A 14,395-nucleotide genomic window follows, 5' to 3' on the forward strand; every position below is an offset into this window, starting at 1 on the left:
TCTTGGGTGCTAATTACGCTTTACGCCACGTAGTACCGCTCGGACCGTCTTCTAACACTACGCCTTTTGCGTTTAACGCATCGCGCGCGGCATCTGCCGCTGCCCAGTCTTTGGAGGCACGGGCATCGTTACGCTGTTTAATTAACGCTTCAATTTCAGCCGCTTCGTCGTCATTGCCTTCACCGCCTTTCAAGAAGGTGTCTGGATCACTTTGAAGCATACCCAAAATTGCGCCTAGGCCTTTAAGAACCGCGGCCAATTTACCCGCTTCGTCAGCATTGTCTTTTTGGCGGTTAAGCTCACGTGCCACGTCGAATAACACCGAAAAAGCTTCAGGTACGTTTAAGTCGTCGTTCATTGCTGCTTCGAAACGCTTCAGATAGCCACCGTAGCTCAGATCAGTGCTTTCATCTACTTCAACACCACGAAGGGCTGTATACAAACGCTCTAGGGCGGCCTTCGCTTGAGTAATATTGTCTTGAGAGTAACTTAACTGGCTACGGTAATGCGCCGACATCAGGAAGAAACGCAATGTTTCTGAGTCGTGCTCTTTAAGCACATCGCGCAAGGTAAAAAAGTTACCCAATGACTTAGACATTTTTTCGTCATTAACCTGTACCATACCCGCGTGCATCCACACGTTTACGTAAGGTGTGTCATACGCACAGCACGACTGAGCCACTTCGTTTTCGTGATGTGGGAACGTTAAATCTGAGCCACCGCCGTGAATATCAAAGTGCGCACCAAGATGCTTATGATTCATTGCAGAACATTCAATGTGCCATCCCGGACGTCCCTCGCCCCATGGCGATTGCCATGCCGGCTCACCAGGCTTGGTGGTTTTCCACAGTACGAAGTCTAGCGGGTCGTCTTTTCCTGCCGCCACTTCAACACGAGCACCCGCTTTAAGCTGATCTAAGTCTTGTTTGCTTAACTTGCCATAATCTTCGTACTTGCTTACGTCGAATAGTACATCGCCGCTTTTAGCTTGATAGGCGTAACCTTTGTCCATGAGTCGCTGGATAATTGCAATGATCTCATCCATATGACCACTTACTGTCGGCTCGACGTCTGGCTCTAGTAAGTTAATCGCCGCAAAGTCTTCGTGCATCATGGCAATAGTGCGTGCAGTTAGCGCCTCAAAGCTTTCACCATTTTCATTGGCGCGAGCAATAATCTTATCGTCGATATCGGTGATATTGCGCACGTACTTCACATCTAAACCAAGGTGGCGCATGTAGCGTACTAAGACATCGAAACTCAGGTAAGTACGGGCATGACCCATATGACTTAGGTCATAAACGGTAATACCACAAACATACAAACCCACTTTCCCTTCTTGAAGCGGTACAAACTTCGCTTTTTCACGGGTTCGGGTGTTGTAAAGATGTAGCATGTCTATATTTCCTATTTGTCATAATTTTTCGGCCGCAAAGTTTAGCACTGTCACGATTTAAATGGTACAAGCCTTTTGCAACGATATGGCTGGGTTTTGCGATAACCGTCTCTTTGCGCTAACGACTCGTTTTGCGCTAAAATGCCGCCACTTTATATGTATGCTAACACACAGGACAAACCACAATGGTTACGTTAAAAACAAATTTCGGTGACATCACCCTAGAGCTTTTTGAAGATAAAGCGCCTAAAACGGTAGCTAACTTCATTTCTTACGTTGAAGACGGTTTTTTTGATAACACTATTTTTCACCGTGTAATCAACAACTTCATGATCCAAGGTGGTGGTTTTACGCCAGATATGGATCAGAAAGACACAAAAGACCCTATTGAAAACGAAGCGGACAACGGCGTAGCAAACGAAGTGGGTACAATCGCGATGGCGCGTACCCAAGATCCACACTCTGCGACGGCTCAGTTTTTTATTAATGTAAATAACAACGACTTCCTTAACCACTCTAGCAAGTCTGTCAATGGTTGGGGCTACTGTGCATTCGGTAAAGTAACTGAAGGTATGGATGTTGTTGAAAAAATTAAGGCTGTTAAAACCGGTAACAGCGGCTATCACCAGGATGTTCCTGTTGAGCCTGTTATCATTGAAAAAGCGACTATTTCTTAAATAGCCGCTGACATCTATGCTTGAATAGCTGTCTCAATAACGCCTTGGCCAATATGATTTTCAAGACATACTAAGGCCTTGAGTTAAGAACAAGCCGCGTTACTTTAACGCGGCTTTTTAAACCACAATAAGAAGATTTATGTCGTTCACCTACTTCATTGCCGACTTGCACCTAAGTGCCGACCGCCCTGACATTACAGAATGCTTAATGCGCTTTTTAAAAGAAGATGCGATTAATGCTGATGCACTTTACGTTCTTGGTGACTTGTTTGAAGTTTGGATTGGCGACGACAACGTTACTCCATTTAACACTGCCATAGCATCAGCTTTCAAGGCAGTGAGTCAGCATTGCCCTATATACTTCATTCACGGTAATCGCGATTTCGCCATACGTGAAAAGTGGCTATCAAAAGCCGGCATGACGTTATTAAACGAACAAGAAGTTGTAGACTTATACGGCACACCTACCCTGCTTACTCATGGTGACGAACTATGCACTCGCGATGTTGCTTATCAAAAGTTTCGCAAGAAATCCCGCGGTTGGTGGTGGCCACGTTTAATGCTTGCGCTTCCGTTATGGTATCGACAGCGTGTTGCCGATAACGGTCGTAAGGAAAGTAAGGCTAAGCAGCAAAATCTTAAGCCAGATATTATGGATGTCACGCCTGAAGAAGTGGTGAAAGTCATGGAAAAATGGGGCGTGCAGCGCATGATACATGGCCACACACACAGACCCAACATTCATAGCCTTACAGCAAACGGCAAGCCTGCAACTCGTATTGTACTTGGCGATTGGTATGATCAAGGCAGTGTATTGAAGGTTACTGAAAATGATGTGATGCTGCAGAAACATAACTTCAGTTAGTCACCATCACTATTTGTTACAAACTAGCCGAAAGTACATGTGTTAGACGCTGGCTTAATTTTTGTTCTGTGGTATAAAGAATAAAAGCAAGTTAGTCATCATGGATGGTGTAAATGACAGATGTTCTTCTTTCCCCTACAAACTTCTGGTTTAGCATTTCGCTTATAGCCGTTTTCTTTATTTTCATACTAGAACTTGTTAGCACTATTTTTGGTATAAGCCTGTTGGGGTTAGGCGATGATTTTGCAGAGTTTGATGGCGATGGGTTTCTTAATACCTCGTTTGCCAACTGGCTTAATATCAATAAAGTTCCCTTTCTTATTTACCTGGTAGTACTTCTTACTCTATTCGGTTTAGTTGGCTTGATGGTTAACGGCTTAACAGCGAGTGCACTCGGCTATACTTTGCCAGCTTTCCTATCCGTTCCTCTTGCATTTGTTATTGGCGCATTCGTAACAGCTAAAACCGTAAAGGTAATTTCAGGCTTGTTGCCTAGTGTAGAGTCTAGCGCGGTTAACAGCGATGACTTCATTGGGTCTGTGGCCGAAATCACGATTGGAAAAGCAAGCCGAGGCAACCCAGCTGAAGCAAAGTTTACCGACCATTATTCACAGCCTCATTTTGTGTTAGTAGAGCCTTTCGAAGATGAAGAGTTGTTCGCACAGGGAGAGCGCGTCATTTTAGTTCAGAAAAAACAACACAGCTGGTTAGCAACCCGCTACCTATAACCTAAAAGAGATAAAAGTATGGATACAATTCAACCATCTAGCTTGCCGTCAATACTCTTTATTGCCGGTGCTATTGTTGTAGGGCTTATCGTTATTGGCCTTATCTTTGCCAAACTTTACACCCGCGCGACGAAAGAAACAGCGTTCGTAAGAACCGGTTTAGGCGGTGAAAAAGTCATTAAGGACGGTGGCGCTATCGTGCTTCCTGTCGTTCACGAAATCATTCCAGTAAATATGAACACCCTTCGTATAGAAGTGGAAAAAATTCAAAAAGACGCGCTTATTACCAAAGATCGCATGCGTGTTGATGTTAAGGCAGACTTCTATTTACGCGTGGCCCCCAATGCCAATGGCATATCAATGGCTGCGCAAACGCTAGGAACGCGCACCACTCGCGCTGAAGAAGTTAAGAAACTAATGGAGTCTAAGTTTGTTGACGTACTACGTGCCGTAGCTGCTGAAATGAGCATGACCGAAATGCATGAACAGCGTGCTGACTTTGTACAAAAAGTTCAGCAAAGCGTGGCTAACGACCTTGAAAAGAACGGTCTTGAGTTAGAATCGGTGAGCTTGACTGGTTTTGACCAAACCGACCTACAGTTTTTCAATGAGAACAACGCTTTCGATGCAGAGGGGCGTGCACGCTTAACGAAGATCATTGAAGAAAAACGCAAAGAAACCAACGATATTCAACAAGAAAACCGCATTTTCATTGAACAGCGTAATTTGGCTGCTGAGAAACAATCACTAGAGGTGAAACGAGACGAAGAAGAAGCTCGCTTAGCCCAAGAGCAAATTCTAGCCTTTAAACGTCAGGAACAAAAAGCAGAAATTGCTAAGCAGCGCGAAATGAAAGAACGGGAAGAGCGCGAAGCAGAGATCGCTAAAAACCGTGCTATCGAGGCTGCGGAAATTGAAAAATCACGGGAAATTGAAACCCAAGAAATTGCTAAGCGTCAGGCATTAGAGCAAGCGCGCATTCGTCAGCAGCAAGAAGTTGAGGTTTCTGAGCAAATTAAACAAATTGCCGTTGCGACAAAATCTGAGGAAGAGTCGGCCGCGCGTGCTAAAGCTGCTGAAGCGGAAAAAGCTAAAGTGGAAAAAGTGGAAGCAGTAACCACAGCGAAAATGGTGGCAGAAGCTGAGCGTAAGAAGCAAATTGAAGTTATAGACGCGCGTAAAGAGGCAGAGCGTGAGGCTGTGGGCATTACCGTAGAAGCACAAGCTAAGAAAGAAGCAGCTGAAAACTCTGCTGCCGCCATTCTTACGGAAGCTAAGGCTGCTGCCGATGCAAAAATGCTTCAGGCTGAAGCTGATGAGAAAGTGCTTGCTGTTGAAGCACAAGGTAAACAAGCGCTTTATGAGGCTGAAAATACGCTTAAGACCGAGCAAATTGAGCTGCAAAAAGCCCTTGCCATGCTCAAAATATTGCCTGAGCTTGTGGCACACGCCGTTAAGCCACTTGAAAACATAGAAGGTATTAAAATTCTTCAAGGCTACGGCCAAGGGAGTGGCGTGAAAGGCGATCACACCGTTGCTACTGCTGGTAGTGGTTTAGCTGAACAAGTAACGCAAGCCGCACTAAGCTATCGTGCTAACGCCCCACTGGTAGACTCTATGTTGCGTGAAGTGGGCTTGGTCGATGCGGAAAAAGGCACATTAGATGATTTGGTAACAGGCAACAGCGACATACTGACCAAGGCCAATGCCGTAAAACCTAAACCTATTGTGGCAGCACCAGAAAACCTAAATGGTAATAAACCGTCGGAAGAGCTTCCAGCTGATTAATGCTCATTGAGCTAGTATTTAGCTAGCTAATACGACACAACATCCTAAGCCCTGTAATTCAACAGGGCTTTTTGTTTTCACGTAATTTATCAACTAACCATTCTGAAAATACTTTTAATCGAAGTGGCATTTGTCTTCTAGAGGGGTACAGAAGATTTACCGGCATCGCCTGGGCCTCGAATTCAGGAAGCACACGAATTAGTTTTCCTTCTTTCAGCTCTGACTCAACCCCCACACTTGGAATTTGCGCAATACCCAATCCACTTGCGCACGCCGCGAAGTAGGCCTGGGTACTGTTAACACTTAACAAGCTTTGCATTTCGACAGTTTGGAGTTCTTCACCTTTCATAAATTCAAATTCTGGTGTTTTGTGACTTAGGGTATGGGAATAATCAATAAGCTTGTGATTAGCTAAATCTTCCAGCGACTGCGGTACGCCCCACTTCGTCGCATAATCAGGACTTACACAGTTATAAATTGGATAAGTTAAAAGGCGACGGGCAACCAAACTGCTACCCGCTAATGCACCAACCCTAATCACACAGTCAAACCCTTCTTTAATAAGGTCAACTTTGCGATCGACACTGCTTACTCGCAACGTAATCTTGGGGTAAGTAGAGATAAACTCACCTAAAATGGGAAGCAGAATATTGGTTGCAAATCGGCTTGGCATATCGATACGAAGCTCGCCACTTACGCTGTCTGCTGACGTTATGAATTGTGATTGTAAGGCGTCCCATTCACTCAATAAGGCAATACTTTGCGGCAAAAACGTTTCTCCATCAGAGGTGAGAGAAACGCTTCGCGTACTTCGGTTAAAAAGGCGCGTGCCCAACTGCTTTTCAAGATTTGTTACCGCTTGAGAAATACTCGATTTCGGTAAACCAAGAAGTGCGGCCGCCGCACTGAAGCTTCCCAATCTCGCGGTTTCTACAAACCGTGTAAGCATATCGAACCTGTCCATCTTTCGCCTATTGTTCACCAAATAAGAACAATGTTATCGCTTTAGGTAGGTTTTTCATACCAATTTTAGTCAATATAATCGTCTACGAATTAACCAACAAAGAGAGATAACAATGGCGATTGCATTAATAACAGGTGGAAGTCGAGGTCTTGGGCGCGCTGGCGCATTAGCACTGGCGAAAAAAGGGATAGACGTTGTTATCACGTATAACACTAACGAAGCAGCGGCCGATGAGGTTGTTAAAGAGATTCAGAGCATTGGAAGAAAAGCCTGTGCCCTGCCCCTTAACACTGCCGCCTCGCATTATTCGTTCCCGGAATTTCTGGTTACGCTTAAAGACGTGCTGAATAATCAATTTGGCAAACAGGCTATTTCCTATCTGGTAAACAACGCCGGCGTTGGTCTAAATGCTTCTTTTGCAGAAACAAGTATAAAACAGTTCGATACGCTATTTGATATGCATGTGAAGGGACCTTATTTTTTAACCCAAACACTGTTACCTATTATTGAGGATGGCGGAGCAATACTGAATATTTCCTCTGGTTTGGCAAGATTCTGCTTCCCGGGATACAGCGCCTACGGTATGGCTAAAGGAGCCATAGAGGTAATGAGTCGTTACCTGGCTGCAGAGTTAGGAGCCCGTAAAATTAGAGTAAACACCCTGGCTCCAGGTGCCATTGAGACTGACTTTAGCGGTGGCTATGTTCGCGATAATAGCGAAGTCAATAATGCTATAGCCTCTCAGACCGCTTTAGGCCGCGTTGGCCAACCCGAAGATATAGGTGGCGTTATGGCAGCGCTATTAAGTAATGATAGTTATTGGATTAACGGCCAAAGGATTGAGGCATCTGGTGGTATGAAGTTGTAACACCATAAGCATGATGGCGTTGATGTCAGCTTTCACTTATTAACGAAAATAGCTTAAACGCCTTTGTAACCTTTCAAGCTGCAAAGGCGTATCATAAGGAGTAACATACACAGGCAAAGTTGTATTCTCTGCGCTTAAACATTAGGTTTGCACGTGAGGATATTGTTAAGCCTTGAAAATATTATCTGAGATTGAGATATTTTTAAGGAAGAAAGTCGAGGATAAGTGCTATGAAGTCGCTACCCGAAGAACCAGAGAAACCATTAAGAGACGATTGTTGCGGCGGAGGTTCGTGTTGCCCATGTATTTGGGACGTATACTACGAAAAGCTTGCTAAGTGGAAAGAAGCAAAGCGAGAATTTGACGAGTTAGCGAATAATGAGTCATCAGACACAAGGTCTCCAGACTAGCGGTCCGTACTCGTATTTAAAAATGCCCTGTTCGCTATTTCCTACTATTGAACAGCCCTCGAACAAGCTATCCTGCCTTAGAACTTGCCTAATTTAAACCGCCGCATGAGCGTTCGACAGTTCCATTTTTTAAACTTCTCATTTACAAATTTCTATTCTACTGCTATTTTATCTTAATCGATTAAGATTTTGATTTTCTGTGAGTCTCAACCAAATTTGGTCAGTCAATAGCAGAAGATTAAGAATTAAGCTAAACCCGTTACATGGTTAATTTTGAATCTGCCAGACTGGTAGTGCTTAATTCGTAGTAATGTGTGCTCGCGATACGTAAGAGAAGTACGAGCAAGCGCATGCTGAATTTTGGAGAGTTATCATGTCTATACGCAATGGCGTTCAACTAATCACCTATGCAGACCGACTAGGCGATGGCAACATCGAGAGTCTAACAAGCATACTTCAGGGCCCGTTAGGTGGCCTGTTTACGGGTGTTCACATCCTTCCTTTTTACTACCCTTACGATGGTGAAGACGCGGGTTTCGATCCTATCGATCATACCTTGGTCGATGAGCGCTTGGGCGATTGGGACAACGTTAAAAAGCTTGGCGAATCGGTAGATATCATGGCCGACCTCATTGTTAACCATATGTCGGGGCAAAGTGAAGCGTTCAAAGACGTGCTGAAAAACGGGCGCGAATCGAGTTATTGGCCGCTGTTCTTAACCAAGGAAGATATTTTTAAGGACAACGATCAAACGCAAATTGACGAACAAATAGCACAAGTGTTCCGCCCTCGACCCACACCGTTTTTCAGCGATTACGAGGTGGGCACAGAGACTGGTAACCCTGAAACCGTGCCGTTCTGGACAACTTTTACCTCTAATCAAATTGATATTGATGTGGAGTCACAGTTAGGCAAAGACTACCTATCTTCTATTCTTCAGTCGTTTACTGAAAGTAATGTTGATCTTATTCGCTTAGATGCGGCGGGCTATGCAATTAAACGCGCGGGTTCGAACTGCTTTATGCTTGAAGAAACCTTCGAATTTATCGAAGAATTATCAAACCGCGCACGTGGTATGGGCATGCAGTGTTTGGTCGAAATACACAGTCACTATCAAACTCAAATTGATATTGCTGCGCGTTGCGACAGTGTTTACGACTTCGCTTTACCTCCGCTTGTACTACACACCTTGTTCTCTAAAAATGCAGAGGCATTGGCATACTGGCTTTCAATTTCGCCACGTAACTGCTTTACCGTGCTAGATACTCACGATGGCATCGGCATTGTTGACGTGGGCGCGAATGGTGACAAACCAGGCCTGCTTACCGCAGATGCGATTAATTCGCTCGTTGACCAAATACATGAAAATTCCAATGGCGAGTCTAAAAAAGCCACCGGTGCCGCTGCAAATAATGTAGACCTTTACCAGGTAAACTGCACATATTACGATGCGTTAGGTAAAGATGACTTCGCTTATTTGGTTGCACGCGCCATTCAATTTTTTAGCCCGGGTATCCCTCAAGTTTATTACGGTGGCTTGCTTGCTGTTGAAAACGACATGGCTTTACTTGCTAAAACCAATGTTGGCCGCGACATCAACCGCCCATACTTGTCTACTGCCATGGTAAAAGAAGCCGTTGAAAAGCCAGTGGTTAAAGGCCTGATGCAGCTTATTAGGCTAAGAAACGAAAGCGATGCTTTTAACGGTGTATTTGACGTGAGTTACATCAACAACGTATTCGTGCTTTCGTGGAAAAACGGCAACCATGCGGCGTCACTAAACGTGAACTTCAGCACAATGGATGCAACTATTCATACGGTGGATAATGGTGAAGAAAGCGTGTTGTCAATCAACACGCTACTTGCTTAAAACGCAATCTTTAGCGATAGTTTAGCTACTTAGCGCTCAGCTATTCAGGAACTAACACGTGCCGTCAATGCGCTTATACGCATTAGCGGCACGTAAACCTTGGATTAGCCATTACGATTTAAGTATTACAAGCCCCACCAGAAGAACTGGTATTGTTGTGAATTAACTCAGTACTCGTTTACCTAAACGACGTATTATTTTGTGTTGGTGTTTTATCTGTAGTCGTCGTTATACGCCCTACCCCAGTCACATAGCTGGCGTAAAGTTGGCTCTAGTGTACGGCCTAAATCGGTAAGAGAATACTCTACACGAGGGGGCACTTCAGCATACACTTTCCTGTTTACCAACCCATCACGCTCTAACTCTCTGAGTTGCTGTGTAAGCATTTTTTGGGTAACGCCTTGCAATCGTCTACGCAACTGACTGAAACGTAGCATTTTATGGCAAAGGTGCCACAAAATAACCCCTTTCCATTTACCGCCTATTATCTCAAGGGATACTGCTACGCCACAAATGTATTGATTTGAGTCGTTCTTATTTTCTGCAGCATTGGGCTCATTATCTTGTTTCTGGCTTTTTAGGACGGCGTTATTATCAATGTCTGATGTCACATCACTTTCCTCTGCCACTACACTGTTCAAAGTTGCGGTCATACTACTCCCTCTTAGAGTAATTACGTTCATATTCACTACGTAAAAGGCATTATTATTAATGTCAGCATTGATGTCAGTGGTCTTTGTTAAAGCGACCAGTCGAACAAAGGATTTACATCACGCCAATAGTATCTTTTAGGTTACTACCCTACTAAAAAGTGCATACTTGCGCAAAGTTTATATATTGTCACAATGGGTAGCGTAATCATTCGACTAACGGAGACAGGTATGACATCGTTTAAAGCTTTGCTTGTAGAAAAGCAGGAAGATAAATCCTTTACGCGTAAAGTAACGCAGCGTTCACTTGATGACTTGCCTGAAGGCACGCTACTCATTAAGGTGCATTATTCATCGCTTAACTACAAAGATGCACTGTCAGCCACCGGCAATCCAGGTGTGAGCAGAAACTTTCCTCATACCCCAGGAATTGATGCAGCAGGCACGGTGGTATCGTGTGGTGACAATCGCTTTAAAGAAGGAGACGAAGTTATTGTCACCGGATTTGACCTCGGCATGAACACCGCTGGAGGCTTTGGCGAATACATCAGAATTCCAAGTGAATGGGCGGTAGCTAAGCCAAATGGACTTACGTTGAGAGAGTCAATGATCATTGGTACCGCAGGTTTTACTGCAGGACTATCGGTACAAGGCTTGGTTGAACACGGCGTGACTCCTGACAAAGGCGATATTCTAGTCACTGGCGCTACAGGAGGCGTGGGCTCTGTCGCTGTTGCCCTATTGGCCAAAGCTGGCTTTTCGGTTGTGGCATGCACCGGAAAAAAAGAGCATGAGTCATTTTTAAAGACACTTGGCGCAAGCAAAGTGATAACTCGCGACGAACTATTAGAAAACAAAGAACGCCCCATGCTTAAGGAGCAATTCGCTGGCGCCGTTGATACAGTAGGCGGAGAGTATCTAGCACAGGCAATCAAAGCTACGCAATATGGCGGCGCGGTGACGTGCTGCGGTCTTACGGCTGCTGCAGATCTTAACGTGAGCGTATTTCCATTTATCTTGCGAGGCGTTTCATTGCTTGGAATCGACTCTGTGCAGTGCCCAATGCCTCCAAGATTGAGGTTGTGGGACAAGCTTGCTAGTGAATGGAAGCTAAACTGCCTTGATAACCTTACCGAGGAAGTGACCCTTGATGCGGTAAATGAAAAAATAGACGTAATCTTAAAAGGGCAGATTTCTGGCCGTACTTTGGTTAATATTCAAGGCTAAGTACATAAAAAGAAGGCACCTTAATATGGTGCCTTCGGTTTATCTGACTCGCCCCGTCGAGTAACTAGTTTCCGTCGTTACTGATTTTTTTAGACAAGTGAATGGTGCTGACCTGCTTTGCTCTTCGCGAGCGAACCTTAATATTCAGAATTTCTACAATAAACGAGAACGCCATCGCAAAATAAACATACCCCTTAGGTACATGAACATCAAAGCCTTCTGTTATTAAGGTAAAGCCCACTAAAATCAAAAACGATAAAGCCAGCATTTTGATGGTTGGGTTTGCATCCACAAAGTCGCCAATCGGCTTTGCAGCTACTAGCATCACTGCTACTGACGCAACAATAGCAATAACCATGATGCTCAAATGTTCAACTAACCCTACTGCTGTGATAACAGAGTCGAGAGAAAAGATAACATCGAGCACCGCAATTTGAACCAAAATTGAGAAAAAACCAGAAGCTGCTACTTCCGTAGTTGATGCTTCGGTCACCTCGAAACTGGCATGTATTTCGTGGGTTGATTTTGCAATAAGAAAGAGGCCGCCCAACACTAAAATAATGTCACGGCCAGATATTTCATTCCCAAAGAGGCTAAATAACGGATTAACTAAGCCCATTACCCAAGCCAAACTAAATAGCAATAACAGTCGCGAGCCCATGGCTAAACCAAGGCCTATTTGACGTGCTTTATTTCTTTGATGATCAGGTAGCCTGCCCACCAATATTGAAATAAAGATTATGTTATCAATACCAAGCACTATCTCTAATGCCATTAAGGTGCCTAATGCCACCCAAGCTTCTGGACTCGCAAGCCATTCAAACATTTGCGCTATAAACCTTAGCCAAAACCACCTAATTTAGCGCATAGTATTACGGAATATCATCTCAAGCACGCTTTCTTTAGAAGCCCTCTAGAACCAACTTACCGATAGCTCGCCCTTCTTCTAAAATTTTGTGCGCGTCGATTAAGTTAGCAGCGTTAATTTTACCTAAGTGTTTGCCAACGGTAGTTCTAATTTTGCCTTCGTCAATAAGCGATGCTACATGAGTAAGCAGACGGCTTTGCTCTGCCATATCGTCGGTCTCAAACATTGAACGCGTAAACATAAACTCCCAATGAAGTGACAAGCTCTTCTGCTTAAGCTTGGCTACGTCAAGACTTTCTGGGTCGTCAATTAGCGCTAGTTTGCCCTTCGGCTTCATAACTTCAACAAAGCTATCAATGTACTGGTGTGTGTTATTTAAACTTGCGACATGCGTCACTTCACCAATGTTTAAGGCCTTGATTTGCTCAGCCATAGGCTTGCTGTGATCCACTACGTAGTCGGCACCTAACTCCTGAACCCAGCTTTTTGAGCTTTCACGCGAGGCAGTGGCGATCACGGTAGCCCCCGTTAGTACTTTAAGCAATTGCAGCATAATAGAACCCACGCCACCAGCTGCGCCTACCACAAGCACAACCTCATCGCTCTTTTCACTTTGTTGCCTTAGAGCAAGATGCTCAAACAACAATTCGTATGCTGTGATTGTGGTTAGAGGAAGTGCCGCAGCATCGCTGTCTGACAGAGACTTAGGCGCTTTACCGACAATACGTTCATCAACTAATTGAAACTCTGCGTTTGAGCCGGCTCTGGTAAGGTCGCCAGCGTAGTAAACTCTGTCACCAACTGCGAACTCGGTAACATCAGCGCCTATATCAACGATTTCACCTACTGCATCCCACCCCAGAATTTTGGGATCACCTCCATTAGGATTAACGCGATGACGAATTTTATAATCGACCGGGTTGACTGCTATCGCACTTATTTTTACAAGTAAATCTCGACCCGACGCGCTGGGCTTTTCGATGTCAATATCCACCAGTGCATTAGGCTCATTAATACCAAGTGAGTGGGTATAACCAATAGCTTTCATCATTTGTCTCTCCTTTGAGTAATATCATCATCATACTCTTGATTAAATTTGGATAAACAGCACAATAAAAGAAACATTATCAAATAGTTTTTGAAAGCCATGTTACTCGACGACTTGAATGTAGTGATAAAAGTTGCTGAATTTAGAAACATTACTGCAGCAGCGACACATTTGAATATGCGTACAGCAACCGCAAGTGCTGCGGTAAAACGCGTAGAACAGGCCCTTGGTGCCGAATTATTTGTTCGTACTACACGCTCACTACGCCTGTCGTCTGCGGGTGAAAGGTTTTTGCCAACGTGCCAAGAAGCCATGTCAATGCTGGCTAATGCCAAGCAGAACTTAAAGGGCGATACAGGCGTGATTGAGGGCGAGCTTAGGTTAGGTTTATCGTCTGATTTAGGCCGAAATGTGATTGCGCCGTGGCTAGATGACTTTATGGATTTGCATGACAAAATAACCGTAAAGCTCAACCTGAGTGACAGCAACATTGACTTTTATCGCGATCCCGTCGATTTAGCGCTAAGGTACGGTACTCCAACCGATGCGAATGTATACGGTTTCAAAATTTGTGATGTACCAAGTTTACTTGTTGCCTCCCCTTCTTATATCAGCTCTCATGGTGCCCCTGAAAAATTTGGAGACTTGCAAACACACAACGGACTTTTTTACCAACTACACGACAAGGTATATAACGAATGGGAGTTTTTTCACAAAGGGACACCGCTGAAGATAAAAATGCGAGGCAACAGAACCGCAAACGACGGAGAGATAGTAAAGCGTTGGGCCGTTGCGGGTAAAGGTATTGCTGTTAAATCTGGCTTAGATGCGTGCGACGACATTTTAAAGGGTCGACTTGTAACCTTGTTGCCCGAATATCAACCTAAACCGAAACAGCTTTGGCTGATTTGCCCTAGCCGCCAATCTATTACTCCAGCAGTAAGACTATTCAGAGATATGCTGAAAGAGCGCTGCGCTGAATGTTTAGCGCAGCTAGCCGCATTCAGCGTATCAAAATATCAAAAATAGACGAGTA

14 protein-coding genes are annotated in these 14,395 nt (G+C 44.4%); 9 read left to right on the forward strand and 5 right to left on the reverse strand.

Translation table 11 applies throughout. The features are described 5' to 3' along the window. Positions 1-13: 13 nt before the first annotated feature. On the reverse strand, positions 14-1,396 hold the full coding sequence (gene cysS / locus MASE_RS11520) for a cysteine--tRNA ligase (RefSeq protein WP_014949921.1): 1,383 nt from the start codon (positions 1,394-1,396) through the stop codon (positions 14-16). 185 nt (positions 1,397-1,581) lie between these two features. Here cysS and MASE_RS11525 point away from each other — a divergent pair, with 185 nt between their 5' ends. From MASE_RS11525 to MASE_RS11540, 4 genes are all read left to right on the forward strand, one after another. Next, positions 1,582-2,073: a peptidylprolyl isomerase gene (locus MASE_RS11525; RefSeq protein ID WP_014949922.1), complete on the forward strand. Its 492-nt coding sequence runs from the start codon at positions 1,582-1,584 to the stop codon at positions 2,071-2,073. Positions 2,074-2,212: 139 nt separating this feature from the next. Then, positions 2,213-2,938, forward strand: a complete 726-nt coding sequence (gene lpxH, locus MASE_RS11530) for a UDP-2,3-diacylglucosamine diphosphatase (RefSeq protein WP_014949923.1) — start codon at positions 2,213-2,215, stop codon at positions 2,936-2,938. A gap of 113 nt (positions 2,939-3,051) precedes the next feature. Further along, a complete protein-coding gene (locus tag MASE_RS11535; RefSeq protein ID WP_014949924.1) occupies positions 3,052-3,666 on the forward strand; it encodes an OB-fold-containig protein in 615 nt (204 codons plus the stop codon). Between the two features lie 18 nt (positions 3,667-3,684). Next, positions 3,685-5,454, forward strand: coding sequence for a flotillin family protein (locus MASE_RS11540; protein WP_014949925.1), 1,770 nt, complete (start codon positions 3,685-3,687; stop codon positions 5,452-5,454). A gap of 58 nt (positions 5,455-5,512) precedes the next feature. Here the strand turns inward: MASE_RS11540 and MASE_RS11545 are convergent, their stop codons facing one another. After that, on the reverse strand, positions 5,513-6,418 hold the full coding sequence (locus MASE_RS11545; protein ID WP_014949926.1) for a LysR family transcriptional regulator: 906 nt from the start codon (positions 6,416-6,418) through the stop codon (positions 5,513-5,515). A gap of 112 nt (positions 6,419-6,530) precedes the next feature. On the opposite strand from MASE_RS11545, the gene MASE_RS11550 reads away from it, so the two are divergent. The 3 genes from MASE_RS11550 (at position 6,531) to gtfA (ending at position 9,566) form a co-directional block, all read left to right on the forward strand. Next, the gene (locus MASE_RS11550; protein ID WP_014949927.1) at positions 6,531-7,286 is read left to right on the forward strand and encodes an SDR family NAD(P)-dependent oxidoreductase; all 756 of its coding nucleotides are present in this window, start codon (positions 6,531-6,533) and stop codon (positions 7,284-7,286) included. 230 nt (positions 7,287-7,516) lie between these two features. Beyond that, on the forward strand, positions 7,517-7,696 hold the full coding sequence (locus MASE_RS11555; protein WP_014949928.1) for an oxidoreductase-like domain-containing protein: 180 nt from the start codon (positions 7,517-7,519) through the stop codon (positions 7,694-7,696). 373 nt (positions 7,697-8,069) lie between these two features. Further along, a complete protein-coding gene (gene gtfA / locus MASE_RS11560) occupies positions 8,070-9,566 on the forward strand; it encodes a sucrose phosphorylase (protein WP_014949929.1) in 1,497 nt (498 codons plus the stop codon). Between the two features lie 212 nt (positions 9,567-9,778). On the opposite strand, the gene MASE_RS11565 is transcribed toward gtfA, so the two are convergent. Next, complete coding sequence (locus MASE_RS11565; protein ID WP_014949930.1) at positions 9,779-10,219, reverse strand: winged helix-turn-helix transcriptional regulator; 441 nt, start codon at positions 10,217-10,219, stop codon at positions 9,779-9,781. A gap of 228 nt (positions 10,220-10,447) precedes the next feature. Between MASE_RS11565 and MASE_RS11570 the strand changes: the two genes are divergently transcribed. After that, positions 10,448-11,443 carry a YhdH/YhfP family quinone oxidoreductase gene (locus MASE_RS11570; protein WP_014949931.1) on the forward strand — a complete coding sequence of 332 codons (996 nt, stop codon included), beginning with the start codon at positions 10,448-10,450 and terminating at the stop codon, positions 11,441-11,443. Between the two features lie 64 nt (positions 11,444-11,507). Here the strand turns inward: MASE_RS11570 and MASE_RS11575 are convergent, their stop codons facing one another. Both MASE_RS11575 and MASE_RS11580 read right to left on the reverse strand, forming a co-directional pair. Then, positions 11,508-12,269 (reverse strand): TerC family protein, encoded by a 762-nt coding sequence (locus MASE_RS11575; protein WP_014949932.1) that lies wholly within the window; start codon positions 12,267-12,269, stop codon positions 11,508-11,510. Between the two features lie 76 nt (positions 12,270-12,345). Next, positions 12,346-13,359 carry a zinc-binding alcohol dehydrogenase family protein gene (locus tag MASE_RS11580; RefSeq protein WP_014949933.1) on the reverse strand — a complete coding sequence of 338 codons (1,014 nt, stop codon included), beginning with the start codon at positions 13,357-13,359 and terminating at the stop codon, positions 12,346-12,348. 99 nt (positions 13,360-13,458) lie between these two features. On the opposite strand from MASE_RS11580, the gene MASE_RS11585 reads away from it, so the two are divergent. Beyond that, entirely contained in the window at positions 13,459-14,388 is a 930-nt protein-coding gene (locus MASE_RS11585) for a LysR family transcriptional regulator (protein ID WP_170826510.1), read from the forward strand. Positions 14,389-14,395: the final 7 nt, after the last annotated feature.

Source organism: Alteromonas macleodii ATCC 27126, assembly GCF_000172635.2.
GTDB lineage: Bacteria > Pseudomonadota > Gammaproteobacteria > Enterobacterales > Alteromonadaceae > Alteromonas > Alteromonas macleodii.

Excerpts from the sequence above, each read along its gene's own strand:
- cysS (WP_014949921.1), bottom strand. The coding sequence starts at position 1,396 with ATGCTACATCTTTACAACACCCGAACCCGTGAAAAAGCGAAGTTTGTA.
- MASE_RS11525 (WP_014949922.1), top strand. The coding sequence starts at position 1,582 with ATGGTTACGTTAAAAACAAATTTCGGTGACATCACCCTAGAGCTTTTT.
- lpxH (WP_014949923.1), top strand. The coding sequence starts at position 2,213 with ATGTCGTTCACCTACTTCATTGCCGACTTGCACCTAAGTGCCGACCGC.
- MASE_RS11535 (WP_014949924.1), top strand. The coding sequence starts at position 3,052 with ATGACAGATGTTCTTCTTTCCCCTACAAACTTCTGGTTTAGCATTTCG.
- MASE_RS11540 (WP_014949925.1), top strand. The coding sequence starts at position 3,685 with ATGGATACAATTCAACCATCTAGCTTGCCGTCAATACTCTTTATTGCC.
- MASE_RS11545 (WP_014949926.1), bottom strand. The coding sequence starts at position 6,418 with ATGGACAGGTTCGATATGCTTACACGGTTTGTAGAAACCGCGAGATTG.
- MASE_RS11550 (WP_014949927.1), top strand. The coding sequence starts at position 6,531 with ATGGCGATTGCATTAATAACAGGTGGAAGTCGAGGTCTTGGGCGCGCT.
- MASE_RS11555 (WP_014949928.1), top strand. The coding sequence starts at position 7,517 with ATGAAGTCGCTACCCGAAGAACCAGAGAAACCATTAAGAGACGATTGT.
- gtfA (WP_014949929.1), top strand. The coding sequence starts at position 8,070 with ATGTCTATACGCAATGGCGTTCAACTAATCACCTATGCAGACCGACTA.
- MASE_RS11565 (WP_014949930.1), bottom strand. The coding sequence starts at position 10,219 with ATGACCGCAACTTTGAACAGTGTAGTGGCAGAGGAAAGTGATGTGACA.
- MASE_RS11570 (WP_014949931.1), top strand. The coding sequence starts at position 10,448 with ATGACATCGTTTAAAGCTTTGCTTGTAGAAAAGCAGGAAGATAAATCC.
- MASE_RS11575 (WP_014949932.1), bottom strand. The coding sequence starts at position 12,269 with ATGTTTGAATGGCTTGCGAGTCCAGAAGCTTGGGTGGCATTAGGCACC.
- MASE_RS11580 (WP_014949933.1), bottom strand. The coding sequence starts at position 13,359 with ATGAAAGCTATTGGTTATACCCACTCACTTGGTATTAATGAGCCTAAT.
- MASE_RS11585 (WP_170826510.1), top strand. The coding sequence starts at position 13,459 with ATGTTACTCGACGACTTGAATGTAGTGATAAAAGTTGCTGAATTTAGA.